At 70.0% G+C, this 24,256-nt stretch carries 24 protein-coding genes; 18 read left to right on the forward strand and 6 right to left on the reverse strand.

Features of this window, described 5'->3' with window-relative positions; genetic code table 11:
• Positions 1–163 precede the first annotated feature (163 nt).
• The 4 genes from ABGB11_RS23240 to ABGB11_RS23255 all read left to right on the forward strand — a co-directional run bounded on the left by ABGB11_RS23240 (position 164) and on the right by ABGB11_RS23255 (position 6,823).
• On the forward strand, positions 164–4,036 hold the full coding sequence (locus ABGB11_RS23240) for a DNA-directed RNA polymerase subunit beta' (RefSeq protein ID WP_347636003.1): 3,873 nt from the start codon (positions 164–166) through the stop codon (positions 4,034–4,036).
• Between the two features lie 170 nt (positions 4,037–4,206).
• Positions 4,207–4,767, forward strand: coding sequence for an RNA polymerase sigma factor (locus ABGB11_RS23245; RefSeq protein ID WP_347636005.1), 561 nt, complete (start codon positions 4,207–4,209; stop codon positions 4,765–4,767).
• Positions 4,760–5,734 carry a CU044_5270 family protein gene (locus ABGB11_RS23250; protein WP_347636006.1) on the forward strand — a complete coding sequence of 325 codons (975 nt, stop codon included), beginning with the start codon at positions 4,760–4,762 and terminating at the stop codon, positions 5,732–5,734. Before ABGB11_RS23245 ends, ABGB11_RS23250 begins: the two co-directional genes overlap by 8 nt.
• A gap of 75 nt (positions 5,735–5,809) precedes the next feature.
• Positions 5,810–6,823, forward strand: coding sequence for a phosphotransferase (locus ABGB11_RS23255; RefSeq protein ID WP_347636008.1), 1,014 nt, complete (start codon positions 5,810–5,812; stop codon positions 6,821–6,823).
• Between the two features lie 46 nt (positions 6,824–6,869).
• Here ABGB11_RS23255 and ABGB11_RS23260 read toward each other — a convergent pair whose 3' ends face one another.
• The 5 genes from ABGB11_RS23260 to ABGB11_RS23280 form a co-directional block, all read right to left on the reverse strand.
• Positions 6,870–7,142 (reverse strand): VOC family protein, encoded by a 273-nt coding sequence (locus ABGB11_RS23260; RefSeq protein ID WP_347636009.1) that lies wholly within the window; start codon positions 7,140–7,142, stop codon positions 6,870–6,872.
• A 119-nt stretch (positions 7,143–7,261) separates the two neighbouring features.
• Positions 7,262–7,396 carry a hypothetical protein gene (locus tag ABGB11_RS23265; protein WP_347636011.1) on the reverse strand — a complete coding sequence of 45 codons (135 nt, stop codon included), beginning with the start codon at positions 7,394–7,396 and terminating at the stop codon, positions 7,262–7,264.
• Positions 7,397–7,443: 47 nt separating this feature from the next.
• Positions 7,444–7,881: a helix-turn-helix transcriptional regulator gene (locus ABGB11_RS23270; RefSeq protein ID WP_347636012.1), complete on the reverse strand. Its 438-nt coding sequence runs from the start codon at positions 7,879–7,881 to the stop codon at positions 7,444–7,446.
• Positions 7,882–7,951: 70 nt separating this feature from the next.
• Positions 7,952–10,336, reverse strand: a complete 2,385-nt coding sequence (locus ABGB11_RS23275; protein ID WP_347636013.1) for an excinuclease ABC subunit UvrA — start codon at positions 10,334–10,336, stop codon at positions 7,952–7,954.
• Between the two features lie 94 nt (positions 10,337–10,430).
• Positions 10,431–10,928 carry a pyridoxamine 5'-phosphate oxidase family protein gene (locus ABGB11_RS23280; RefSeq protein ID WP_347636015.1) on the reverse strand — a complete coding sequence of 166 codons (498 nt, stop codon included), beginning with the start codon at positions 10,926–10,928 and terminating at the stop codon, positions 10,431–10,433.
• A 128-nt stretch (positions 10,929–11,056) separates the two neighbouring features.
• Here ABGB11_RS23280 and ABGB11_RS23285 point away from each other — a divergent pair, with 128 nt between their 5' ends.
• Together ABGB11_RS23285 and ABGB11_RS23290 are read left to right on the forward strand one after the other, a co-directional pair.
• On the forward strand, positions 11,057–12,079 hold the full coding sequence (locus tag ABGB11_RS23285) for a DNA polymerase IV (RefSeq protein ID WP_347636016.1): 1,023 nt from the start codon (positions 11,057–11,059) through the stop codon (positions 12,077–12,079).
• Positions 12,080–12,209: 130 nt separating this feature from the next.
• Complete coding sequence (locus ABGB11_RS23290) at positions 12,210–12,452, forward strand: hypothetical protein (RefSeq protein WP_347636018.1); 243 nt, start codon at positions 12,210–12,212, stop codon at positions 12,450–12,452.
• A 394-nt stretch (positions 12,453–12,846) separates the two neighbouring features.
• Here the strand turns inward: ABGB11_RS23290 and ABGB11_RS23295 are convergent, their stop codons facing one another.
• Positions 12,847–13,329, reverse strand: a complete 483-nt coding sequence (locus ABGB11_RS23295; RefSeq protein ID WP_347636019.1) for an Lrp/AsnC family transcriptional regulator — start codon at positions 13,327–13,329, stop codon at positions 12,847–12,849.
• A 152-nt stretch (positions 13,330–13,481) separates the two neighbouring features.
• Between ABGB11_RS23295 and ABGB11_RS23300 the strand changes: the two genes are divergently transcribed.
• The 12 genes from ABGB11_RS23300 (at position 13,482) to rpsS (ending at position 24,256) form a co-directional block, all read left to right on the forward strand.
• Positions 13,482–14,462, forward strand: a complete 981-nt coding sequence (locus tag ABGB11_RS23300) for an aldo/keto reductase (RefSeq protein ID WP_347636020.1) — start codon at positions 13,482–13,484, stop codon at positions 14,460–14,462.
• A 242-nt stretch (positions 14,463–14,704) separates the two neighbouring features.
• Entirely contained in the window at positions 14,705–16,267 is a 1,563-nt protein-coding gene (locus tag ABGB11_RS23305; RefSeq protein WP_347636022.1) for a hypothetical protein, read from the forward strand.
• Between the two features lie 517 nt (positions 16,268–16,784).
• Positions 16,785–17,159, forward strand: coding sequence for a 30S ribosomal protein S12 (rpsL, locus tag ABGB11_RS23310; protein WP_021597495.1), 375 nt, complete (start codon positions 16,785–16,787; stop codon positions 17,157–17,159).
• A 1-nt stretch (position 17,160) separates the two neighbouring features.
• Positions 17,161–17,631, forward strand: coding sequence for a 30S ribosomal protein S7 (rpsG, locus tag ABGB11_RS23315; RefSeq protein WP_067806994.1), 471 nt, complete (start codon positions 17,161–17,163; stop codon positions 17,629–17,631).
• Positions 17,632–17,671: 40 nt separating this feature from the next.
• Positions 17,672–19,783, forward strand: a complete 2,112-nt coding sequence (gene fusA, locus ABGB11_RS23320; protein ID WP_347636024.1) for an elongation factor G — start codon at positions 17,672–17,674, stop codon at positions 19,781–19,783.
• Positions 19,784–19,866: 83 nt separating this feature from the next.
• Complete coding sequence (gene tuf, locus ABGB11_RS23325; RefSeq protein WP_347636025.1) at positions 19,867–21,060, forward strand: elongation factor Tu; 1,194 nt, start codon at positions 19,867–19,869, stop codon at positions 21,058–21,060.
• 145 nt (positions 21,061–21,205) lie between these two features.
• Complete coding sequence (rpsJ, locus tag ABGB11_RS23330) at positions 21,206–21,514, forward strand: 30S ribosomal protein S10 (RefSeq protein ID WP_018657599.1); 309 nt, start codon at positions 21,206–21,208, stop codon at positions 21,512–21,514.
• Positions 21,515–21,529: 15 nt separating this feature from the next.
• Positions 21,530–22,180 carry a 50S ribosomal protein L3 gene (gene rplC / locus ABGB11_RS23335; protein ID WP_347636027.1) on the forward strand — a complete coding sequence of 217 codons (651 nt, stop codon included), beginning with the start codon at positions 21,530–21,532 and terminating at the stop codon, positions 22,178–22,180.
• Positions 22,177–22,779, forward strand: coding sequence for a 50S ribosomal protein L4 (gene rplD / locus ABGB11_RS23340; RefSeq protein ID WP_347636028.1), 603 nt, complete (start codon positions 22,177–22,179; stop codon positions 22,777–22,779). The genes rplC and rplD overlap by 4 nt, the downstream gene beginning before the upstream one ends.
• A 12-nt stretch (positions 22,780–22,791) precedes the next feature.
• Positions 22,792–23,091, forward strand: coding sequence for a 50S ribosomal protein L23 (rplW, locus tag ABGB11_RS23345; RefSeq protein WP_250359995.1), 300 nt, complete (start codon positions 22,792–22,794; stop codon positions 23,089–23,091).
• 37 nt (positions 23,092–23,128) lie between these two features.
• Positions 23,129–23,962: a 50S ribosomal protein L2 gene (gene rplB / locus ABGB11_RS23350; protein ID WP_024934183.1), complete on the forward strand. Its 834-nt coding sequence runs from the start codon at positions 23,129–23,131 to the stop codon at positions 23,960–23,962.
• 12 nt (positions 23,963–23,974) lie between these two features.
• On the forward strand, positions 23,975–24,256 hold the full coding sequence (gene rpsS / locus ABGB11_RS23355) for a 30S ribosomal protein S19 (protein WP_067889244.1): 282 nt from the start codon (positions 23,975–23,977) through the stop codon (positions 24,254–24,256).

A 24,256-nucleotide genomic window follows, 5' to 3' on the forward strand; every position in this document is an offset into this window, starting at 1 on the left:
CTCAACGTCGAGGTGCTCTCCAGCGACGGCATGTCCATCGAGATGCGCGACACCGACGAGGACGTCTTCCGCGCCGCGGAGGAGCTCGGCATCGACCTGTCCCGCCGTCCTAACGAGGGCGCGATGAGCGTCGACGAGGTCTGAGAACTCAAGGGGAAAACAGTTGCTTGACGTCAACTTCTTCGACGAGCTTCGCATCGGTCTGGCGACCGCCGACGACATCCGCCAGTGGTCGCACGGCGAGGTGAAGAAGCCGGAGACGATCAACTACCGGACCCTCAAGCCGGAGAAGGACGGGCTCTTCTGCGAGAAGATCTTCGGTCCGACCCGGGACTGGGAGTGCTACTGCGGCAAGTACAAGCGCGTCCGCTTCAAGGGCATCATCTGTGAGCGCTGCGGCGTCGAGGTGACCCGTGCCAAGGTGCGCCGCGAGCGGATGGGCCACATCGAGCTGGCCGCGCCGGTCACGCACATCTGGTACTTCAAGGGCGTGCCGTCGCGCCTCGGCTACCTGCTGGACCTGGCCCCGAAGGATCTGGAAAAGATCATCTACTTCGCGGCCTACATGATCACCAGCGTGGACGCGGAGCGGCGCGACCGCGACCTGCCCACGCTGGAGGCGCACATCTCGGTGGAGCGCCAGCAGATCGAGCAGGCCCGCGACGCGCAGGTCGAGGCCCGCCAGCAGAAGCTGGAGGGCGACCTCGCGGAGCTGGAGGAGGCCGGCGCGAAGGCCGACCAGAAGCGCAAGGTGCGCGACGGCGCCGAGCGGGAGATGAAGCAGCTGCGCGACCGCGCGCAGCGCGAGCTCGACCGCCTCGACGAGGTGTGGAGCCGGTTCAAGAACCTCAAGGTCCAGGACCTGGAGGGCGACGAGCTGCTCTACCGCGAGATGCGCGACCGGTTCGGCAAGTACTTCGAGGGCGGCATGGGCGCCGCGGCCATCCAGGCGCGGCTGCAGAACTTCGACCTCGACGCCGAGGCCGAGAAGCTGCGCGACATCATCCGCACCGGCAAGGGCCAGAAGAAGGCCCGCGCCCTGAAGCGGCTGAAGGTCGTCTCGGCGTTCCTCAACACCCGCAACAGCCCGCTCGGCATGGTGCTGGACTGCATCCCGGTCATCCCGCCGGACCTGCGTCCCATGGTCCAGCTGGACGGCGGCCGGTTCGCCACGTCCGACCTGAACGACCTGTACCGCCGGGTCATCAACCGCAACAACCGGCTCAAGCGCTTGCTCGACCTGGGCGCGCCCGAGATCATCGTCAACAACGAGAAGCGGATGCTGCAGGAGGCCGTCGACGCGCTGTTCGACAACGGCCGCCGCGGCCGCCCGGTCACCGGGCCCGGCAACCGTCCGCTGAAGTCGCTGTCCGACATGCTCAAGGGCAAGCAGGGCCGGTTCCGGCAGAACCTGCTGGGCAAGCGCGTCGACTACTCCGGCCGTTCGGTCATCGTCGTCGGCCCGCAGCTCAAGCTGCACCAGTGCGGCCTGCCCAAGCAGATGGCGCTGGAGCTGTTCAAGCCGTTCGTCATGAAGCGGCTGGTCGACCTCAACCACGCGCAGAACATCAAGTCCGCCAAGCGGATGGTCGAGCGGGCCCGCCCGGTCGTGTGGGACGTGCTGGAAGAGGTCATCACCGAGCACCCGGTGCTGCTGAACCGGGCGCCGACCCTGCACCGCCTCGGCATCCAGGCGTTCGAGCCGCAGCTGGTCGAGGGCAAGGCCATCCAGATCCACCCGCTCGTCTGCACCGCGTTCAACGCGGACTTCGACGGCGACCAGATGGCGGTGCACCTGCCGCTGTCCGCCGAGGCGCAGGCCGAGGCGCGGATCCTGATGCTGTCGACCAACAACATCCTGAAGCCGTCGGACGGCAAGCCCGTCACCATGCCCACCCAGGACATGGTCATCGGCCTGTACTGGCTGACGACGCAGAAGGACGGCGCGAAGGGCGAGGGCCGCTCGTTCGGGTCGGTCGCCGAGGCGATCATGGCCTACGACCGGCACGAGCTGGACCTGCAGGCCAAGATCCAGATCCGGCTCAAGGACATCCCGCCGCCCCGCGGCTGGAAGGCGCCCGAGGGCTACGAGCCCGGCCGGCCGTACCGGCTGGAGACCACGCTCGGCCGCGCGATGTTCAACGAGACGCTGCCGGACGACTACCCGTTCGTGGACGACGAGATCGGCAAGAAGCAGCTCTCGGCGATCGTGAACGAGCTGGCGGAGACGTACCCGAAGGTCGCCGTCGCCAACGCCCTGGACGCGCTCAAGAGCACCGGGTTCCACTGGGCGACCAGGTCCGGTGTCACGATCGCGATCGACGACGTCATCACGCCGCCGAACAAGCAGGAGATCCTGGGCGGCTACGAGCAGCGCGCGGAGAAGGTGCAGCGGGAGTTCAACCGCGGCCTGATCACCGACGACGAGCGCAAGCAGGAGCTCATCGAGATCTGGAACAAGGCCACCGCGGACGTCGCGGTGGACATGGAGAAGGCGTTCCCGAAGGCCAACCCGATCTGGATGATGATCCAGTCGGGCGCCCGCGGCAACCCGCTGCAGCTCCGCCAGATCGCCGGTATGCGCGGCCTGGTCTCCAACCCCAAGGGTGAGACCATCCCGCGTCCGATCAAGTCGTCGTTCCGCGAGGGCCTGTCGGTCGTCGAGTACTTCATCTCGACGCACGGCGCCCGCAAGGGCCTGGCCGACACCGCGCTGCGCACCGCCGACTCGGGGTACCTGACCCGGCGCCTGGTGGACGTCGCGCAGGACGTCATCGTCCGTGAGGAGGACTGCGGCACCGACCGCACGATCCCGTTCGAGGTCGCCGACCGGCTGCCCGACGGCACGCTGGTCAAGCTGGCCACCACCGAGACCAGCCTGGTCGGCCGCACGATCGCCGAGGACGTCGTCGTGGACGGGACGGTCATCTTCCCGGCCGACACCGACCTGTCCGACTCGGTCGTGTCCCGCCTGGTCGAGGCGGGCGTGGAGAAGGTCCGCACCCGCAGCGCCCTGGTCTGCGAGGCCAAGATCGGTGTCTGCGCCGCCTGCTACGGCCGCTCGCTGGCCACCGGCAAGCGGGTGGACGTCGGCGAGGCCGTCGGCATCATCGCCGCGCAGTCCATCGGCGAGCCCGGCACGCAGCTGACGATGCGCACCTTCCACACCGGCGGTGTGGCCGGCGGCGACATCACGCACGGTCTGCCGCGTGTGCAGGAGCTGTTCGAGGCCCGCATCCCGAAGGGTGTGGCCCCGATCAGCGAGGTCGCCGGCCGCGTCAAGATCGACGAGACGGAGAAGGCCCGCAAGGTCGTCATCGTCCCGGACGACGGCTCCGACGAGATCGCCTACCCGGTGCCGATGCGGTCCCGCCTCCTGGTCAAGGAGGGCGAGTCCGTGGGCGTCGGCCAGCAGCTCATCGCGGGTGCGATCAACCCGCACGAGGTGCTGCGCATCCTCGGGCCCCGCGCCGTGCAGCTCCACCTGGTCCAGGAGGTCCAGGAGGTCTACCGGTCGCAGGGCGTGTCGATCCACGACAAGCACATCGAGATCATCGTCCGCCAGATGCTGAAGCGGGTGAACATCCTCGAGTCGGGCGACACCGACCTGCTGCCGGGCGACCTGGTCGAGCGTCCGATCTTCGAGGAGACGAACCGGAACGTCGTGGCCGAGGGCGGGGTCCCCGCCGCCGGCCGCCCCGTCCTGATGGGCATCACCAAGGCCTCGCTCGCGACCGAGTCGTGGCTGTCGGCGGCGTCCTTCCAGGAGACGACCCGGGTGCTCACCGAGGCCGCGATGCACGCCAAGAGCGACCCGCTGCTCGGCCTCAAGGAGAACGTCATCATCGGTAAGCTCATCCCGGCCGGTACCGGCATGCCGCAGTACCGCAACGTCCGGGTCGAGCCGACCGAGGAGGCGAAGGCGGCGGTCTACTCCGTCGGTTCCTACGACGACGGCGCCGAGTACGCCTTCGGGCAGGGCTCCGGCGAGGCCGTCCCGCTGGAGGAGTACGACTTCGGCCAGTACAACCGGTAAGCCGCCGAGGTTTCACGCAAAGGCCGCCGTCCGCATCATGCGGGCGGCGGCCTTCCGCTTGCCGGGGGCGTGAAGACGTTCGCGGGATGCGGCCAATCATGAGCGTCCCTGCTTCTACGAAAGGACGCACATGTACGCCCCTCACCTGCTCCTTCGTGGTCATTCCTGAGATGGCCGAGGAACCGAGCGACGCCGAACTGATCGAACGATCCCGGGATGACCCCGAGTCGTTCGCGCCGATCTTCGATCGCTACTTCCGGCACATCCACCGGTACGTCGCCTCCCGTGTCGGACCCGCCGCCGACGACATCGCGTCCGACACGTTCCTGGTCGCCTTCAGGCGGCGAGACCGCTACGACACCTCCCTGCCCCTGGCCCGTGCCTGGCTGTTCGGGATCGCCACCAACCTGATCCGGCAGCACCGGCGGGACGAGGCCCGCTACTACCGGGCGCGGAAGCAGTCCACGGACGCCGGCGCCGACGGCGGCCACGCCGACCGGGTCGTCGATCGCGTCAGCGCCGAGCGCATGCAGCCGCAGCTCGCCGCCGGGCTGGCCGGGCTGTCCGAGGGCGACCGGGACGTGCTGCTGCTGGTCGCCTACGCGCAACTGCCCTACAACGAGGTCGCGATCGCGCTGGACATTCCGATGGGGACGGTGGGCTCGCGTCTGAACCGCGCCCGCACCCACCTTCGCCGAGTACTCGAACAGGAGATGGCGACGCATGAATGAGATGGACCTCCTGCGAGCCCACCATGACGCGCAGCCCTCGCCGGAGCCCCAGGTCGTCTCGGACGCCCGCAGGCGGCTGATGGAAGAGGCCCGGCCCCGCCGCCGGATGTTCCTGCGGCTGTCCCGGCCGGCGCTGGCCGGGATGGGGCTGACGGCCGTCACCGCCGCGGCGGCGGCCGTCGCCGTCGCGGGGATCGGTATCGGCTCGTCACCGTCCTCCGGCCCACCCGCCGACTCCGGGCGGCAGATCCTGCTCAGCGCCGCCCACCAGGCCGAACTCGCTCCCACGGCGGGCACCTACTGGCACGTCAAGCAGGACACCACCTTGACGGTCGGAAACACGACCAGGCGACGGATCATGGAGAACTGGTCGACCCGGAAGGGGCAGAGCTTCGTCGGGTACCGCGCTCTGGCAGGCCCGGACGCCGGCGAGTCCGACCTGCTCAAGGCGCGGGGGCCGTTCACGTTCACCATCTGCGACAAGGCGATGTCCTTCGCGCAGGTACAGGCGCTTCCCGGTGACCCGGCGACGCTGAAGGCCGCGATCGTGAAGGCCATGCGGAGCAACGACGACGGCCCGGTGCCCCCGGGCGCCGAGCAGGGCTTCACCGCCCGGTGCCTGTCCTCGCTGCTGATCGACGTTCCCGCGACCCCCAGGACCCGCGCGGCGGCCTACCGGGCTCTGGCGGGCATGCCGAACGTCAAGGTCACGGGGAAGGCGACCGATCCGCACGGCCGGGCCGGGGTCGGGGTCACGATCGCGGCCAAAAGGGACGCACCGCCGCGCACTCGCCTGGTCATCGATCCGCGCACCTCCCTCGTCCTGTCGACGCGGACGGCCGACCGGTCCGGCGCGACCGGCCGGCCGGACACGCCATCGCCCGGCAAGGCGCAGGTCAAGTCGGCGACCACGGTGTACCTGGAAGTCGGCTGGACCGACCGGAAGCCGCACGTTCCCGCTTCCTGAGCCCCAAGGCGTGGTGACGGCCTCCAGGTCCGCGAGAACTTCGGAGGCCGTCACCTCGTCCACCTCGGCGAACCGGTGCTGGGTCTCAAGGAGAACGCCATCATCGGTAGGCTCATCCCGGCCGGCACCGGCATGCCGCAGTACCGCAACGTCCGGGTCGAGCCGGCCGAGGTGGAGTGGACGATGCGCGAAGCCGAGAAGGACCGTGCGGGACGCGTGCGAGAACTGGTGGCCGCGCACCTGCCGGGTCACGGCGTCGAGACCGTGGTGCTGCTCGGCGAGGGCGAGGACAACATCGCCTTCGAGGTCGACGGCGAGCTGATCGTCCGATTCGGGACGGAGCCCGATCCCGCGAGCCGGGCCGCGCGGGTGGGCCGCGAGGCCCGCCTTCTCTCCGCCGTCGCGGAGCTGTCACCCCTGCCGGTGCCCGAGCCGAGGTTCACGGTTCCGGAGGAGGGCTGCCTCGCCTACCGCGAGCTGCCGGGCGTCCCGCTGATCGACGTCGCCCCGGCGGAGCGGTCGACTCGCGGAGGTCCGGTCGCCGCCGCGCTCGGGGAGTTCCTCAGCGTGCTGAACGCCGTCCCGATCGCCCGCCTGGACGGCCTGGTCGAGACCGACGACGAACCGCCGGCGGCATGGCTGGAGGAGGCCGCGGAGACCTACCCGGCCGTCCGTGAAGCCGTCCCCATGGCGCACCGCCGCGCCGTGGAGGCGTTCCTGGACGCGCCGCCACCGTCCGGCCCGCGTGCTCTGGCGTTCTCTCACAGTGACCTGGGCATCGAACACGTCCTCGTCGATCCGGCCGCCTGGACGGTGACCGGGGTCATCGACTGGAGCGATGCCGCGATCACCGACCCGGCCCGCGACTTCGGCCTGCTCTACCGCGATCTCGGCCCCGCCGCCCTCGACCTGGCTCTGCGTGCCTACGGAACGGGCCACGACGCCAAAAAGATCGGGGCGCGCGCCGGCTTCCACGCCAGATGCGGCGTGCTGGAGGACATGGCCTACGGGCTCCAGCCGGGCCACGGCAAGTACCTCGACAAGTCCCTGCCCGCACTGGAATGGCTCTTCCCCGTCCCCGCACGCTGACCTCCCTCCCGGAACCGCCCGGCCACCGGCCGTGAGCGACGCCGCACTAGGCGAAGTCGGCGGCGGTGAGCCCGTAGGGGTGGCCGGGAGGCCACTGGACCAGCTCGATCCTGTAGCCGGTGCCGACGTTCACCGGGCCGTCGGACGGGCGGTGGACGAGCTCCAGCGTCACCACCTCGTCGTCGGGGAACTTGAGCATGGCCAGGTGGGTGCCTCCGCCGACGTCGACGCGGCCGACGAGCTGGTAGCCGAGCGCGGTGTAGAAGTCGAGAGAGGCCGGAAGGTCCGCTACGCGGTACGCCGGGTGGAGAGTCCGCATGCAGGGACCGTATCCGGTGGCCGGGTCAGTACAGGGTGCAGGTGGCGGCAGCGCAGGCCGTCCAGGCCGTAGACCCCGATGCGATGGGTGCTCCGCCCGCTGGCCAGGGTGCCGGGCTGCTACCCGGGCGGGCCGACCGCGCCGCCGGCGATGACGAGCCGCCGCGATGCGCCCGACGGCCGCGACCGAAGGAAACCGATCTCGGCGAAGGGACGGTCGCCGAGGACGCGGTCGACGATCAGCGGATCCGGCACGGGCGCCCTCCGGCATGAACGTAGCGGCGGGATCGGTCGGGCCTTCGTCACCCGGCTGACGGAGGCCTGTTCCTGACCGGTCGGGTGACCTTCTTGGCGACGCAGGAGGGGATGCCCACCGTCGCGTCCGCCGCCTTGTCGCGGTAGATGCTCGGGGGCATGCCGACCAGTTCGGTGAAGCGGGTGCTGAAGGTGCCGAGGGACGAGCAGCCGACGGTGAAGCAGACCTCGGTGACGCTGAGGTCGCCGCGGCGCAGCAGCGCCATCGCGCGCTCGATGCGGCGGGTCATCAGGTACGAGTAGGGCGACTCGCCGTACGCCTGGCGAAACCGGCGGCTGAGGTGCCCGGCCGACATGTGCACGCCGCGGGCGAGGGCCTCGACGTCCAGCGGCTGGGCGTACTCGCGGTCGATGCGGTCCCGGACGCGCCGGAGCAGCGCCAGGTCGCGCAGGCGCTCGGGAGACACGGCCGGTTCGGAAGGCACGCCCGCATTGTCGCTGGTCGGCGTCCGGCTCGTCCACTCCCGGGCGGGTGGACGAGCCGGGCGCGCCGGGTCAGGCGCCGACGTAGGCGGCGAGGTGCTCGCCGGTGAGGGTGGAGCGGGCGGCGACGAGGTCGGCCGGGGTGCCCTCGAAGACGATCCGGCCGCCGTCGTGCCCGGCGCCGGGGCCGAGGTCGATGATCCAGTCGGCGTGCGCCATGACCGCCTGGTGGTGCTCGATGACGATCACCGACTTGCCGGAGTCGACGAGCCGGTCGAGCAGGCCGAGCAGCTGCTCGACATCGGCGAGGTGGAGGCCGGTCGTCGGCTCGTCGAGGATGTAGACGCCGCCCTTCTCCGCCATCCGGGTGGCGAGCTTGAGCCGCTGCCGCTCGCCGCCCGACAGCGTCGTGAGCGGCTGGCCGAGGTGCAGGTAGCCGAGCCCGACGTCGGCGAGCCGGTCGAGGATCTTGTGGGCGGCCGGCGTGCGCCCCTCGCCCTCCTGGAAGAAGCGCTCGGCCTCGGCCACCGACATCGCGAGCACGTCGGCGATGTTCCGGTCGCCCAGCGTGTACTCCAGCACCGACGCCTGGAACCGCCGGCCCTCGCACTCCTCGCAGGTGGACTCGACGGTGGCCATGACGCCGAGGTCGGTGTAGATGACCCCCGCGCCGTTGCAGGCGGGGCAGGCGCCCTCGGAGTTGGCGCTGAACAGCGCCGGCTTCACGCCGTTGGCCTTCGCGAACGCCTTGCGGATCGGGTCGAGCAGGCCGGTGTAGGTCGCCGGGTTGCTGCGCCGCGACCCGCGGATCGCGCTCTGGTCGACCACCACCACGCCGTCCCGCCCGGCGACCGAGCCGTGGATCAGCGAGCTCTTGCCGGAGCCGGCCACGCCGGTGACCACGCAGAGCACCCCGAGCGGGATGTCGACGTCCACGTCCTTGAGGTTGTGCGTCGAGGCGCCCCGGATCTCCAGCGCGCCCGTGGAGGAGCGCACCGTTTCCTTGAGGGCGGCCCGGTCGTCGAGGTGCCGGCCGGTGATGGTGCCGCTGGCGCGCAGCCCGTCCACGGTGCCCTCGAAGCAGACGGTGCCGCCCTCCGAGCCGGCGCCGGGGCCGAGGTCGACGACGTGGTCGGCGATCGCGATGGTCTCGGGCTTGTGCTCCACGACCAGCACGGTGTTGCCCTTGTCCCGCAGCCGCAGCAGCAGGTTGTTCATCCGCTGGATGTCGTGCGGGTGCAGGCCGATCGTGGGCTCGTCGAAGACGTAGGTGACGTCGGTCAGCGACGACCCGAGGTGGCGGATCATCTTGGTGCGCTGCGCCTCGCCGCCGGACAGGGTGCCCGCCGGCCGGTCGAGGGAGAGGTAGCCCAGCCCGATCTCGTCGAAGGAGTCGAGGAGGTGCTGCAACCCGGCGAGCAGCGGGGCCACCGACGGCTCGTCCAGTTCGCGGATCCAGCCGGCCAGGTCGCTGATCTGCATCGCGCAGACGTCGGCGATGTTCCTGCCCCTGATCTTGGAGGACCGGGCCTCCGGCCCGAGCCGGGTGCCGTCGCAGTCGGGGCAGGTCGTGAAGGTGACCGCCCGCTCCACGAACGCCCGGATGTGCGGCTGGAGCGCGTCGACGTCCTTGGACAGCATCGACTTCTGGATCTTGGGGATCAGCCCCTCGTAGGTCAGGTTGATGCCCTCGATCTTGATCTTGGTCGGCTCCTTGTGGAGCAGGTCGTGCAGCTCCCTCTTGGTGTACTTGCTGATCGGCTTGTCCGGGTCGAAGAAGCCGCAGCCGCGGTAGATGCGGCCGTACCAGCCGTCCATGGTGTAGCCCGGGATCGTCAGCGCGCCCTCGTTGAGCGACTTGGACTCGTCGTACAGCGCGGACAGGTCGAAGTCGGTGACCGAGCCCATGCCCTCGCAGCGCGGGCACATGCCGCCCAGGCGGTTGAAGGTCGCCTTCTCGGCCTTGGTCTTGCCGCCCCGCTCGACCGTGATCGCTCCGCTGGCCTTCACCGACGGGACGTTGAACGAGAACGCGTTGGGCGAGCCGATGTGCGGCTCCCCGAGCCGGCTGAACAGGATGCGCAGCATCGCGTTGGCGTCGGTCGCGGTGCCGACGGTGGAGCGGGGGTTGGCGCCCATCCGCTCCTGGTCGACGATGATCGCGGTGGTCAGCCCGTCCAGGAAGTCGACCTCGGGCCGCGACAGCGTGGGCATGAACCCCTGCAGGAACGCGCTGTAGGTCTCGTTGATCATCCGCTGCGACTCGGCGGCGATCGTGGCGAACACCAGGGAGCTCTTGCCCGAGCCGGAGACGCCGGTGAACACCGTCAGCCGCCGCTTGGGCAGCTCGACGTCGACGTTCTTGAGGTTGTTCTCGCGCGCCCCGTGCACGCGGATCAGATCGTGGGTGTCGGCGGCGTGCCGCGCGGCCGGCTCCGTGTCCGTCCTCGTGCCCATGCTCATCCTGTCTCCATCCGTTCGGCGGGGCCGCCTGCGCGGCCTCCCCCAGCGTCGCCCGGTCCGATCGGGCCGGGTCCGAGAGTACGTGCGGTCAGTCCAGCCGGCGGCCGTCGCGCATCAGCTCGCGGCCCGGCAGCTCGTCCGCCTCGCGCCACGCCTGGACGCGGCGCGGGGTGACGCGGAACCACCGGTACGGCGTGGCCTCGTCGCGCGGGTCGAATCCGGTGCGCGCCGCGAAGCGGCCGGCCCGCCCGCGGGGCAGCGCGCCGATCTCCAGCACCTCGACCTCGCCCTCGATCATGGTCACGTCGCGGGTGTGGCCCAGCCCCAGCCGAACGATCCGGCGGGCCGCGAGGTTCCGGCCGGTCGGGGACTGCGCGGGCGTGGCGAGCAGCAGCGTCTCACCGTCCCACTCGAAGGACAGCGGCACCAGGTACGGGACGCCGTCCGCCGAGGCGGTGGCCACCCAGAGGTCGGCGTCGTGGGCGAGCCGGTGCTCGGTGTCGCGGCGGCGCTGCCCGCGGGTCCGGGGAGCCACCGTCGCGGGCTGCGGGACGGTCTCGGTCCCCTGGCCGGGGGAAGTGGTCATGGTGGCTCCCGATGCGTCGTGCGCGGACGGTCCTGTCCTGATGGCGTCCAAACTAGACGCGGCCCGCCGGCCTGCGCTTCTCGATTCCTGATCGGTGCGTCCGCGCAGGTCCGGGGGACAATGAGGGTGTGGCTCGGTGGGTCCTGCACGCTGACCTGGACCAGTTCGTCGCCGCCGTCGAGGTGCTGCGCCGTCCGGAACTGCGCGGGCGGCCGGTCGTCGTCGGCGGGGACGGCGATCCGTCGAAGCGCGGCGTGGTCAGCACGGCCTCCTACGAGGCCCGCGCCTACGGCGTGCACTCGGGACTGCCGCTGCGCACGGCGGCGCGGCGCTGCCCGGATGCCGTCTTCCTGCCGGTGGACCGGCACGCCTACGAGGCCGTCTCGGACCGGGTCATGGCGGCGCTGCGGAGCCTCGGCGTCGTGGTCGAGGTGCTCGGCTGGGACGAGGCGTTCCTCGCCGTCGACGGTGAGGATCCGGAAGCGGTGGCCCGGGAGCTCCAGGCGCGGGTCCGTGCGGAGACGGGCCTCGACTGCACGGTCGGCATCGGGCGGAACAAGCTCCAGGCGAAGCTGGCGACCGGCTTCGGCAAACCCGCCGGGATCTTCCGGCTCACCGACGAGACGTGGTTCGACGTGCTCGGCGACCGGCCGACGGACGCGCTGTGGGGCGTCGGCGCCAAGACCGCCAAGCGGCTGAAGGGCCTCGGCATCGCCACGGTGGGTCAGCTCGCGGCGGCCGACCCGCGCGTCCTCGCCGCGGAGATGGGTCCCACGATCGGCCCGTGGCTGGTGCTCCTCGCGCAGGGGCGGGACAACTCGCCGGTGAGCGACGCGCCGTACGTCCCGCGCTCCGCCGGCCGGGAGACCACCTTCCAGCAGGATCTGGACGGCTGGGACGACGTGCGCCGCGAGATCGTCCGCCTGGCGCGGTGGGTCGCCGGCGACGTGGCCCGCGACGGGAGGGACGTCGCCCGCGTCATCGTCAAGGTCCGGTACGCGCCGTTCATCACCGCCACCCACGGCCGGACGCTGGAGGCGCCCACGAGCGACCCGGACGCGATCGAGCGGGCCGCCCTCGCCGCGCTCGACCTGTTCACCGGACGGCGGCGGGTGCGGCTGCTGGGCGTCCGCGCCGAGTTCGCACGCTGACGTAGCGAGCGCTTGACCCTGAACGGCGTCTGTTTCTTGACCTTTTGTCCGGTTTTGCCGCGTGGTGGCCCGGGGAGGAAGCCCGTCGTTGCCTGATGTACGCGCTGATGCACGCGACGGGGGAGAGTAGATGAAGAAGGTCATGACCGGGGCACTGATCGCCGCTGCCGTCGGGATCGGGGGCGTGGGGACCGCGTCCGCCGCCCAGCCGTCCCAGGCGCCGGACACGCGGCAGGACTGCCGCACCTACTCCAGCGTCAGCCAGTGCGGCGAGCCCCAGCTGACCGAGAAGCAGCGCGCGTGCGTCACCGCCGCCGTCCAGCAGGGCATGACCGAGCGCCGTGCCACCGTGGAGTGCCGCGCCTTCGCGTGAGACCCGCGCACTGAACGAGGGGCCCGTTCCACCCGGAACGGGCCCCTCGCCTGCGGACGGAGGTCAGCGCGGGGGCGCGTCCGTCCACTCCGTGACCTCGAACGCCTGGTAGGCGGCCAGCTCGCCGGGACGGTGGAACCGGTCGGGCATGTCCTTCGCCTTCCCCGAGGCGCCGCTTGGCGTAGGCGTGCAGCCGGGGCGCGTGGCGGCGGAACAGCTCGCCGAAGGCTTCGGGGTCGTCCAGCGACGCCGCGACGATCCTCGAATCGTCCAGGTCGTCGCCGGCGCGGCTCACCGCGCCCATGGAGGTCTCATCATCGAGTGCGGTCTCCGTGCTAGAGGGTGCTGACACCTTCCTCTGGCCCGAAGGCCTCGAACCGGTTGCGCCCGCGGATCAGACCAGGGGGAGAGGGCGGGGCGGGACGGGGGCCGACTGGAGGATCGAGGTCGTCGTCCGGGCGAACGGGGTGAAGCGGTCCAGGATCGGCTCCAGCTCGTCGACCGCGCGCAGGTGGGCGATGAAGAAGAAGCAGTCGTCGCCGGTGATCCGGTGGCACTCGGTGATCTGCGGGATCTCCTCGGCGATCTTCGGGACGCGGCTCAGCTCGCGGGGGCTCGGACTGACCCGCACGAGGATCGTGATCGGGAAGCCCAGCGCGACCGGGTCGACGGTCGCGTGGTAGCCGGTGATGACGCCGGTCTCTTCGAGCCGCTGCACGCGCTCGGCGACGGCGGGCGCGGACAGCGCGACGCGGCGCCCCAGCTCGGCGAGGGACACGCGCCCGTCGCGCTGCAGCTCGGTGAGGATCCGCAGGTCGGTCGCGTCGAGCGGCTTCGGTTCGTAGGCGCGGCCCGGTCGGCTCCTTCGGTTCGCCATTCCTCCAACCTACGGATCGCCGGACGATACGGCATGTCGATTCCTCCCCGCCGCGGTCCGCCGCCCGCGCCCCCTGCGGCCTGGACGAGCAGGGAGGATGAGTGATCGGCGGTGCCGCGTTGCATCGTGGTGAGTGTTGAGAGGAGAGGGTCATGGAGCAGGTACGGCTCGGGAGGACGGGCACGAGGGTCTCGCGGATCTGCCTCGGGATGATGAGCTACGGCGACCCCGCGCTCCGGCCGTGGGCGCTGGAGGAGGACGCGGCGGAGCCGATCGTCCGGCGGGCCGTCGAAGGCGGAGTGACGTTCTTCGACACCGCCGACGTCTACTCGCAGGGCGCCAGCGAGGAGATCACCGGACGGCTGCTCGCGAGGCTGTTCCCGCAGCGGGAGGACTACGTCCTTGCCACCAAGGTGTGTCTCCCCATGGGAGAAGGCCCGAACGACAAGGGCCTGTCGCGCAAGCACATCATGGCGGGCATCGACGCATCTCTCAGGCGGCTCGGCACCGACTACGTGGACCTCTTCCAGATCCACAGGTGGGACTACGGGACGCCTATAGAAGAGACCATGGAGGCCCTGCACGACGTCGTGAAGTCGGGCAAGGCCCGCTACATCGGCGCGTCGAGCATGTACGCGTGGCAGTTCGCCAAGGCGCAGCACGTCGCCGAGACGCACGGGTGGACGAAGTTCGTCACCATGCAGAACCACTACAACCTGGTCTACAGGGAAGAGGAGCGGGAGATGAACCCGCTCTGCGAGGACCAGGGCGTGGGCCTGATCCCCTGGAGCCCGCTCGCCCGGGGGCTGCTCGCCGGTAACAGGGAGAGGGGCGGGGAGCGCAAGACCGTCCGGTCCCGGAACGACGCCTACGGCGACGGCCTGTACGTCGACTCCGACTTCGACGTCGTGGACGCCGTCCGCGAGGTGGCCGCCGAACGGGGCGTCCCGGCGGCTCAGGTCGCGCTCGCGTGGCTGCTGACGAAGCCGGTGGTGACCGCGCCGATCGTGGGAGCGACGAAACTCTCGCACATCGACGACGCGATCGCCGCGGCGGACCTCCGGCTGGACGAGAAGGAGGTCGCCCGGATGGAGGCCCCGTACCGGCCGCACGGCGTCATCGGGCATTCCTGACGTCTCGCCATCTCGCACGCCTCCGGGCCGGAACGGTCCGGAGGCGTGCGGCGTCTATCAGGGGTGGTGATTTGCGATACCACCGGCGATCGGGGCAGGCTGGGGACGAGAACGCCCACGCATGGCGGCACGCCACGTGGGGACATGGGTGACAAGGTTCGGAGGCCGCGTTATGCGCCGCGCGCCACCGGACTTCCGGGAGCTGAGGAGCCCCGGGACCACGGCGCTGAAGGAGCCCGACGATGACCGAGAACGACGGCACGCAGGGACCGCAGCGGCCGTTGCCGGAGGACGAGGGGCAGGCCACGCCCGAGGGGCAGGAGCCCCCCGCCCGTCCGCTGGGAGACCGCACGGTGGTGTTCGGGGCTCCGCAGCTGGGCGGCCAGGCTCCGCCGCCGGAGCAGTCCCGCCCGGAGGAGCGGCCCGCGCCGCCTCCGCCGCCCCCCACGATGGTCGAGCAGCCGATGCAGCAGTTCGGCGAGCAGCCTCCGCCTCCGCCCCAGCAGCCCTACGGCGGCCCGCAGGAGCAGCCGCAGTACGGGCAGCCGCCCGCCGGCCAGCAGCCCTACGGCGCTCCTCCCGGTCCGGGCGGGTTCCCGCCGCCGCAGCAGCCGCAGCAGCCGCAGCAGTACGCCCCGCCGGGTGAGCCGCAGCCGCAGTACGAACCGCCGCAGTTCGGCCAGCCCCAGTACGAGCAGCCCCAGTACGGGCAGCCCGAGCCGCCGCCGTTCGGCCAGCAGCAGCCACCGCAGCAGCCCGGGGGATACCCGCAGCAGCCGGTGCACGGCGCGCCCCAGGAGCAGCAGCCTCAGTACGGGCAGCCGCCGTTCGGCGAGCAGGCGCCGCCGCAGCAGCCTGAGCAGCCGCAGGAGTCCGGGGCGGACCGGACGATGATCGTCCCCGGGCCGGCCGCCGGCGCGCCCGAGCCCGAGCAGCCGCAGCGCCCCGTGGTGGACGACCAGGCGACGCTGCACTGGTCGCCCGGCACCGACATCCCGGTCGCCACGGGGCCCGAGCGCAAGCACGAGGCCCCCTCCGAGCCCTGGCAGGCGCCGACCCCGCCGTCCACGCCCGAGCCGTGGTCGCCGGAGTCGTCCCAGCCCGGCGGCGCCCAGCAGGGCGCGCCCGGGCAGCCCGGCCAGGGGCAGGCCGACACGGAGCGGACGATGATGGTGCCGCCGCCCGAGTCGGGGTACGGCGCGGGCTCCCAGCCGCCCGCCCCCTCGGTGGAGGACCTGTACCGCCCGCCCGGTGAGAGCAACGTCGAGGACGCGCGCCCGACCGAGGCGTTCGACCCGTCCTCCGCCTCGCAGGGACAGCAGTTCGGGCAGCAGCAGGGCGAGCAGGGCGGGATGGCCGAGCACACCAGGCTCGACATCGGCCAGCAGCAGTGGGGCCAGCAGCAGCCGCAACAGCAGCCGCAGCAGCAGTTCGGGCAGCAGCAGGGCTTCGGCCAGCCCGAGCAGCAGCAGGGGTACGGCCAGCAGTTCGGCGGCCAGCAGGGCGAGCAGCAGCAACAGCAGTTCGGGCAGCAGCCGTACGGTCAGCAGCAGGACTACGGCCAGCCGGGGCAACAGGGCCAGCAAGGCCAGCAGGGCTTCGGCCAGCAGCAGTTCGGCCAGCAGCAGGGCTTCGGTCAGCCGGGTCAGCCCGGTCAGTACGGGCAGCAGGGCCAGTACGGTCAGCCGTCCACGTACGGGGGCGGAGAGAGCAAGGGCAGCAACAAGAACATGCTCTGGCTCATCGTCGGAGGCGCCGCCGCTCTGGTGATCATCGTGGTGCTGGTGGTCGCGTACGTCCTCTAGGGCCACGAGACGGGGAATGACGTAAAAGGCGCGCCACATCTTCCCTAACAGCGGGGATGTGGGACACAATGCCGACGGGTCGACCCCTCGGAGCGGAGCCTCCGGGTGGGAACATCCGTCGGCATTTCGCCGTTCACCATCAAGGGGAGACGGCTCCCCACCGTCCCGAGGGCTTGCGCCGGTGGGGTCGCACGCGGTAGTGCGCGTGCCGCTTTGCACTTTGGCCCGGGGGTCGGTAACCTCTTCACTTGTGCCCGCTGTATGCGGGCCGCTATGCGTGCGCCCCGGTGAGGCCGGTCGGCCAGCTCCAGCGCCGCATCTACTCCCCGGCTTGATTCGGCCCTTTCATGGGCCGGGCGGTCTGTGTCGGTTTTTCGCGGTTGTACTTCCGTGAGGCGGCGACACGCCCGACCGCGTGGGTCGGAGAGGTCGGGAAACCGGCAGGTCACAGCCTCGCCTGAGGTGGTGATTGCAGCAATAAGACTTACCGGCTCGGTACGAGGAAGACGGAGACGCGGTGCCCACGATCCAGCAGCTGGTCCGAAAGGGCCGCCAGGACAAGGTGACCAAGAACAAGACGCCCGCGCTCAAGGGCAGCCCCCAGCGCCGGGGCGTCTGCACGCGCGTCTACACGACGACGCCCAAGAAGCCGAACTCCGCGCTTCGCAAGGTCGCCCGGGTCCGGCTGACCAGCGGGATCGAGGTCACGGCCTACATCCCCGGCGTCGGGCACAACCTGCAGGAGCACTCGATCGTGCTCGTGCGCGGCGGGCGTGTGAAGGACCTCCCCGGCGTTCGGTACAAGATCATCCGCGGGTCGCTCGACACCCAGGGTGTCCGGAACCGCAAGCAAGGGCGCAGCCACTACGGCGCGAAGAAGGAGAAGAGCTGAGATGCCGCGCAAGGGCCCCGCTGGCAAGCGCCAGCTGATCGCTGACCCGGTGTACAACTCGCCGCTGGTCACCGCGCTCATCAACAAGGTTCTCCTGGACGGCAAGCGCTCGATCGCCCAGAGCATCGTGTACGACGCCCTCGAGGGCGCCCGCGAGAAGACCGGCAACGACCCGGTCGTCACGCTGAAGCGCGCGCTCGACAACGTCAAGCCCACCCTGGAGGTGCGCAGCCGCCGCGTCGGCGGCGCGACCTACCAGGTCCCGGTGGAGGTGCGGCCGGCCCGCAGCACCACCCTCGCCCTGCGCTGGCTGGTGCTCTACGCCCGGCAACGCCGCGAGAAGACCATGACCGAGCGGCTCATGAACGAGCTGCTCGACGCCAGCAACGGCCTCGGCGCGTCTGTCAAGAAGCGCGAGGACACGCACAAGATGGCGGAGTCCAACAAGGCCTTCGCCCACTACCGCTGGTAACCCCGGCGGAACCGCAACGACGAGACACGCGAGGACGGCAGTGGCTACCAAAACCGGTGTAGACCTGGCCAAGGTCCGCAACATCGGGATCATGGCCCATATCGACGCGGGCAAGACCACGACGACCGAGCGCATCCTGTACTACACGGGGATGAGCTACAAGATCGGCGAAGTCCATGACGGTGCCGCCACCATGGACTGGATGGAGCAGGAGCAGGAGCGGGGGATCACCATCACCTCCGCGGCCACCACCTGCGAATGGCCCGTCGACGAGGTCAAGCACACCATCAACATCATCGACACCCCGGGGCACGTCGACTTCACCATCGAGGTGGAGCGCAACCTGCGGGTGCTCGACGGCGCGGTCGCGGTGTTCGACGGTGTCGCCGGCGTGGAGCCCCAGTCCGAGACCGTGTGGCGCCAGGCCGACCGGTACGGCGTGCCGCGCATGTGCTTCGTCAACAAGCTCGACCGGGTCGGCGCGGAGTTCCACCGCTGCGTCGACATGATCGAGAACCGCCTCAACGCCACGCCGCTCGTGCTCCAGCTGCCGATCGGCGCCGAGGCCGACTTCAAGGGCGTCATCGACCTCGTGCGCATGAAGGCCCTCCTGTGGAACGAGGAGGCCAAGCTCGGCGAGATGTACGACACGGTCGACATCCCCGACACGCACCTGGAGACCGCGCGGGAGTGGCACGACCGGCTGGTCGAGACCCTCGCGGAGAACGACGACGAGATCATGGAGCTGTACCTGGAGGGCGACGAGCCCACCATCCAGCAGCTCCACGACGGCATCCGCCGCGCGACGATCGCCGCGAAGCTCACCCCGGTGACCTGCGGCACCGCCTTCAAGAACAAGGGCGTGCAGCCGCTGCTGGACGCGATCGTCCGCTACCTGCCCTCCCCGCTGGACGTCGAGGCCATCGAGGGCCACGCCGTCCGGGACGAGGAGAAGGTGCTCACCCGCCGGCCGAGCGAGGACGAGCCGTTCTCCGCGCTGGCGTTCAAGATCGCGAGCGACCCGCACCTGGGCAAGCTCACGTTCGTGCGCGTCTACTCCGGCGTGATGGAGTCCGGCTCGAACGTCATGAACTCCGTCAAGGAGCGCAAGGAGCGCATCGGCAAGATCTACCGGATGCACGCCAACAAGCGCACCGAGATCGAGCGCGCCGGCGCCGGCGACATCGTGGCGGTGATGGGCCTCAAGCAGACCACCACCGGCGAGACGCTGTGCGACGACAAGGACCCGATCGTCCTGGAGTCGATGAACTTCCCGGCGCCGGTCATCCACGTCGCGATCGAGCCGAAGACCAAGGCCGACCAGCAGAAGCTGGGCACCGCGATCCAGCGGCTGGCCGAGGAGGACCCGTCCTTCCAGGTCCGCACGGACGAGGACACCGGCCAGACCGTCATCTCGGGCATGGGCGAGCTCCACCTGGAGATCCTCGTCGACCGGATGAAGCGGGAGTTCAAGGTCGACGCCAACGTCGGCAAGCCGCAGGTCGCCTACCGCGAGACGATCAGCCGCAAGGTCGAGAAGGTCGAGTACACCCACAAGAAGCAGACGGGTGGCTCCGGCCAGTTCGGCCGCGTGATCATCGACCTGGAGCCGCTGGGCGGCGGGTCCGACGGCTACGAGTTCGAGAACAAGGTCACCGGTGGCCGCATCCCCCGGGAGTACATCCCGTCGGTGGACGCGGGCTGCCAGGAGGCCGCCGAGTTCGGTGTCCTCGCCGGCTACCCGATGGTGGGCGTCAAGGTCACCCTGCAGGACGGCGCCTACCACGAGGTCGACTCCTCGGAGATGGCGTTCAAGGTCGCCGGTTCCATGGCGTTCAAGGAGGCCGCCCGAAAGGCGTCCCCCACGCTGCTGGAGCCGATGATGTCCGTCGAGGTCACGACGCCCGAGGACAACATGGGCGACGTGATCGGCGACCTCAACTCCCGCCGCGGTCAGGTCCAGTCCATGGACGAGCGGCACGGCATGCGCGTCATCAAGGCGCTCGTGCCCCTGTCCGAGATGTTCGGCTACGTGGGTGATCTGCGCAGCAAGACCCAGGGCCGGGCTGTCTTCACCATGCAGTTCGACTCCTACGCCGAGGTTCCGTCGAACGTCGCGCAGGAGATCATCGCCAAGGCGCGGGGCGAGTAGAGCACCGGGCCTGCCCACAGATCACCAGGACGTACATCGAAGCGGTCGTCTAGACGGCCGAGGATCGCAACAAGGAGCAACCAGTGGCGAAGGCCAAGTTCGAGCGGACGAAGCCGCACGTGAACATCGGCACCATTGGACACATCGACCACGGTAAGACGACGCTTACCGCGGCGATCACCAAGGTGCTCCACGACAAGTACCCGGACCTCAACCCCTTCACGCCGTTCGAGGACATCGACAAGGCGCCGGAGGAGCGCGAGCGCGGCATCACCATCTCCATCGCGCACGTCGAGTACCAGACCGAGGCCCGGCACTACGCGCACGTGGACTGCCCCGGTCACGCGGACTACATCAAGAACATGATCACCGGTGCGGCGCAGATGGACGGCGCCATCCTGGTGGTCGCCGCGACCGACGGCCCGATGCCGCAGACCAAGGAGCACGTGCTCCTGGCCCGCCAGGTCGGCGTCCCCTACATCGTCGTCGCGCTGAACAAGTGCGACATGGTGGACGACGAGGAGATCCTGGAGCTCGTCGAGCTCGAGGTCCGCGAGCTGCTCACCGAGTACGAGTTCCCGGGCGACGACGTCCCCGTCATCCGCGTCTCCGCCTTCCAGGCGCTGCAGGGCGACGAGAAGTGGGCCGAGTCGATCGGCGAGCTTATGAACGCCGTCGACGAGAACGTGCCGGAGCCGGTCCGCGACATCGACAAGCCGTTCCTGATGCCGATCGAGGACGTCTTCTCGATCACCGGCCGCGGCACCGTCGTGACCGGCCGCGTCGAGCGCGGTGTCGTCAACGTCAACGAGACCGTCGACATCATCGGCATCAAGAACGAGAAGACCACCACCACGGTCACCGGTGTCGAGATGTTCCGCAAGCTCCTCGACCAGGGCCAGGCGGGCGACAACGTCGGCCTGCTCCTGCGCGGCGTCAAGCGCGAGGAGGTGGAGCGCGGCCAGTGCGTCATCAAGCCGGGCACCACGACCCCGCACACCGAGTTCGAGGCGCAGGTCTACATCCTGTCCAAGGACGAGGGCGGACGGCACACGCCGTTCTTCAACAACTACCGCCCGCAGTTCTACTTCCGGACCACGGACGTGACCGGCGTGGTGCACCTGCCCGAGGGCACCGAGATGGTCATGCCGAGCGACAACACCGAGATGCGCGTCGAGCTGATCCAGCCCGTCGCCATGGAGGAGGGCCTGAAGTTCGCCATCCGCGAGGGTGGCCGGACGGTCGGCTCCGGTCGCGTCACCAAGGTCATCAAGTAACACCCCTCGTAGTGCGGCGGCCCAGCCGCACCCGGCTCTTGCCGGGGGCCTGGGGTCGTCCCCCAGACCGATACGGCGACTGGGCCGCCGCACCACGACCACTGAAGTAAACAGCGGCACTACAGCAAAGGACACCGAGGCCACCATGGCGGGACAGAAGATCCGCATCCGGCTCAAGGCCTACGACCACGAGGTCATCGACACCTCCGCGAAGAAGATCGTTGAGACGGTGACGCGGACGGGCGCCAAGGTCGCGGGCCCGGTGCCGCTGCCGACCGAGAAGAACGTGTACTGCGTCATCCGCTCGCCGCACAAGTACAAGGACAGCCGCGAGCACTTCGAGATGCGCACGCACAAGCGGTTGATCGACATCATCGACCCGACGCCCAAGACGGTCGACTCGCTGATGCGGCTCGACCTTCCGGCCGGCGTTGACATCGAGATCAAGCTCTAAGGGACGCACCGAGAGATGAGTACGCAGAGGAAGGGCGTCCTGGGCGAGAAGCTCGGCATGACCCAGGTCTTCGACGATGAGGGCCGGATCGTTCCGGTGACCGTCGTCCAGGCCGGGCCGTGTGTCGTGACCCAGCTCCGCACCCAGGAGAAGGACGGCTACACCGCCGTCCAGATCGGGTTCGGGCAGATCGACCCGCGCAAGGTGAACAAGCCGCGCACGGGTCACTTCGAGAAGGCCGGCGTGACGCCGCGCCGCTACCTCGTCGAACTGCGGGCCGACGACACCACCGAGTACGAGCTCGGCCAGGAGATCACCGCCGACGTCTTCGAGGCCGGCCAGAAGATCGACGTTACCGGTACGAGCAAGGGCAAGGGCACCGCCGGTGTCATGAAGCGCCACGGCTTCAAGGGCCTCGGCGCTTCGCACGGCACCCAGCGCAAGCACCGCTCGCCCGGGTCGATCGGCGGCTGCGCGACCCCCGGTCGCGTCTTCAAGGGCCTCCGCATGGCGGGACGGCACGGCAACGCCCGCACCACCGTGCAGAACCTGACCGTCCACGCCATCGACGCGGAGAAGAACCTGCTGCTCATCAAGGGCGCGGTTCCCGGTCCCAACGGCGGCGTGGTGCTGGTCCGCGACGCAGTGAAGGGGACGGGCAAGTGACGACCAAGCTCGACATCGACCTGCCCGCCGAGGTCTTCGACGCGAAGACCAGCGTGCCGCTGATCCACCAGGTCGTGGTGGCGCAGCTGGCCGCGGCGCGCCAGGGCACGCACGCCACCAAGACCCGCGGCGACGTCCGCGGCGGCGGCAAGAAGCCGTACCGGCAGAAGGGCACCGGCCGCGCCCGCCAGGGCTCGACCCGCGCGCCCCAGTTCGCCGGCGGCGGCATCGTGCACGGCCCGCAGCCGCGGGACTACTCGCAGAAGACGCCCAAGAAGATGAAGGCCGCCGCGCTGCGCGGCGCCCTGTCCGACCGCGCCCGGTTCGGCCGGGTGCACGTGGTCGACCACCTCATCGAGGGCGACACCCCGAAGACGAAGACGGCGCTCGCCGCGCTGCGCGAGGTCACCGAGGCCAAGCGCGTCCTGCTGGTCCTGGACCGCGAGGACGAGCTGACCTGGAAGAGCCTGCGCAACGAGCCGAGCGTGCACGTGATCGTCTCCGACCAGCTCAACACCTACGACGTGCTGGTGAACGACGACGTCGTCTTCACGAAGACGGCGTACGACGAGTTCATCTCGCGCGCGGCGAAGAAGTAAGGAGGGTCGCACATGAACAAGATCGCCGACCCCCGCGACGTCATCATCGCGCCGGTCGTCTCGGAGAAGAGCTACGGGCTGCTGGACGAGAACAAGTACACCTTCATCGTCCGCCCGGACGCCAACAAGACGCAGATCAAGCAGGCCGTCGAGTCGGTGTTCGGCGTCAAGGTGACGAACGTGAACACGCTCAACCGGCCGGGCAAGCGCAAGCGGACCCGGTTCGGCTACGGCAAGCGCAAGGACACCAAGCGCGCCATCGTCAGCCTGGCCGAGGGCGAGCGGATCGACATCTTCGGCGGCCCGGCCTAGGCCGGCGCCGGAGCAGATTAAGGGATGAACGAAAAAGATGGGCATCCGTAACTACAAGCCGACGACTCCGGGTCGTCGCGGCTCCAGCGTGGCCGACTTCGTCGAGGTCACCCGCCGCGAGCCGGAGAAGTCGCTGCTGCGTCCGCTCCCCAAGAAGGGCGGCCGCAACAACCACGGCCGCATCACGACCCGGCACCAGGGCGGCGGGCACAAGCGCGCCTACCGCGTGATCGACTTCCGCCGGCACGACAAGGACGGCGTGCCGGCCAAGGTCGCGCACATCGAGTACGACCCGAACCGCACCGCGCGGATCGCGCTGCTGCACTACGTGGACGGCGAGAAGCGCTACATCCTCGCCCCGCGCGGTCTCCGGCAGGGCGACCGGGTGGAGAACGGGCCGGGCGCGGACATCAAGCCGGGCAACTGCCTGCCGCTGCGCAACATCCCGACCGGTACGGTCATCCACGCCATCGAGCTCCGCCCCGGCGGCGGCGCCAAGATCGCCCGCAGCGCGGGCGCCGGCGTCCAGCTGCTGGCCAAGGAGGGCAAGTACGCCACGCTGCGCATGCCCTCCGGCGAGATGCGGATGGTGGACGTGCGGTGCCGCGCGACGGTCGGCGAGGTCGGCAACGCCGAGCAGTCGAACATCAACTGGGGCAAGGCCGGCCGGATGCGGTGGAAGGGCAAGCGCCCGACCGTCCGCGGCGTGGCCATGAACCCGATCGACCACCCGCACGGTGGTGGTGAGGGCAAGACCTCCGGTGGCCGGCACCCGGTGAACCCGGCCGGTAAGAAGGAAGGCCGCACTCGCCAGGCGAACAAGTCGAGCGACCGGCTGATCGTCCGTCGTCGCAGCAAGAAGAAGCGGTAGGAGTCGCTCGTCATGCCACGTAGCCTCAAGAAGGGCCCGTTCGTGGACGACCACCTGATGAAGAAGGTGGACGCGCAGAACGAGAAGGGCACCAAGAACGTCATCAAGACGTGGTCGCGGCGCTCCATGATCGTGCCGGACATGATCGGTCACACGATCGCCGTGCACGACGGCCGCAAGCACGTGCCGGTGTTCATCACCGACGCGATGGTGGGACACAAGCTCGGCGAGTTCGCGCCGACGCGGACGTTCCGCAGCCACGTCAAGGAAGACCGCCGCAGCCGTCGCGGCTAG

Origin of the sequence: Actinomadura sp. B10D3 (assembly GCF_039871695.1) — a bacterium.
Taxonomy (GTDB): Bacteria; Actinomycetota; Actinomycetes; order Streptosporangiales; family Streptosporangiaceae; genus Spirillospora; species Spirillospora madurae.

Coding starts and splice junctions, on each gene's coding strand:
- rplW (WP_250359995.1), top strand. CDS start 22,792: ATGAACAAGATCGCCGACCCCCGCGACGTCATCATCGCGCCGGTCGTC.
- ABGB11_RS23300 (WP_347636020.1), top strand. CDS start 13,482: ATGGAGCAGGTACGGCTCGGGAGGACGGGCACGAGGGTCTCGCGGATC.
- rpsS (WP_067889244.1), top strand. CDS start 23,975: ATGCCACGTAGCCTCAAGAAGGGCCCGTTCGTGGACGACCACCTGATG.
- ABGB11_RS23280 (WP_347636015.1), bottom strand. CDS start 10,928: ATGACCACTTCCCCCGGCCAGGGGACCGAGACCGTCCCGCAGCCCGCG.
- rplB (WP_024934183.1), top strand. CDS start 23,129: ATGGGCATCCGTAACTACAAGCCGACGACTCCGGGTCGTCGCGGCTCC.
- rpsG (WP_067806994.1), top strand. CDS start 17,161: ATGCCGCGCAAGGGCCCCGCTGGCAAGCGCCAGCTGATCGCTGACCCG.
- ABGB11_RS23275 (WP_347636013.1), bottom strand. CDS start 10,336: ATGGGCACGAGGACGGACACGGAGCCGGCCGCGCGGCACGCCGCCGAC.
- ABGB11_RS23260 (WP_347636009.1), bottom strand. CDS start 7,142: ATGCGGACTCTCCACCCGGCGTACCGCGTAGCGGACCTTCCGGCCTCT.
- ABGB11_RS23245 (WP_347636005.1), top strand. CDS start 4,207: ATGGCCGAGGAACCGAGCGACGCCGAACTGATCGAACGATCCCGGGAT.
- rplC (WP_347636027.1), top strand. CDS start 21,530: ATGAGTACGCAGAGGAAGGGCGTCCTGGGCGAGAAGCTCGGCATGACC.
- rpsJ (WP_018657599.1), top strand. CDS start 21,206: ATGGCGGGACAGAAGATCCGCATCCGGCTCAAGGCCTACGACCACGAG.
- ABGB11_RS23305 (WP_347636022.1), top strand. CDS start 14,705: ATGACCGAGAACGACGGCACGCAGGGACCGCAGCGGCCGTTGCCGGAG.
- ABGB11_RS23295 (WP_347636019.1), bottom strand. CDS start 13,329: ATGGCGAACCGAAGGAGCCGACCGGGCCGCGCCTACGAACCGAAGCCG.
- ABGB11_RS23290 (WP_347636018.1), top strand. CDS start 12,210: ATGAAGAAGGTCATGACCGGGGCACTGATCGCCGCTGCCGTCGGGATC.
- ABGB11_RS23250 (WP_347636006.1), top strand. CDS start 4,760: ATGAATGAGATGGACCTCCTGCGAGCCCACCATGACGCGCAGCCCTCG.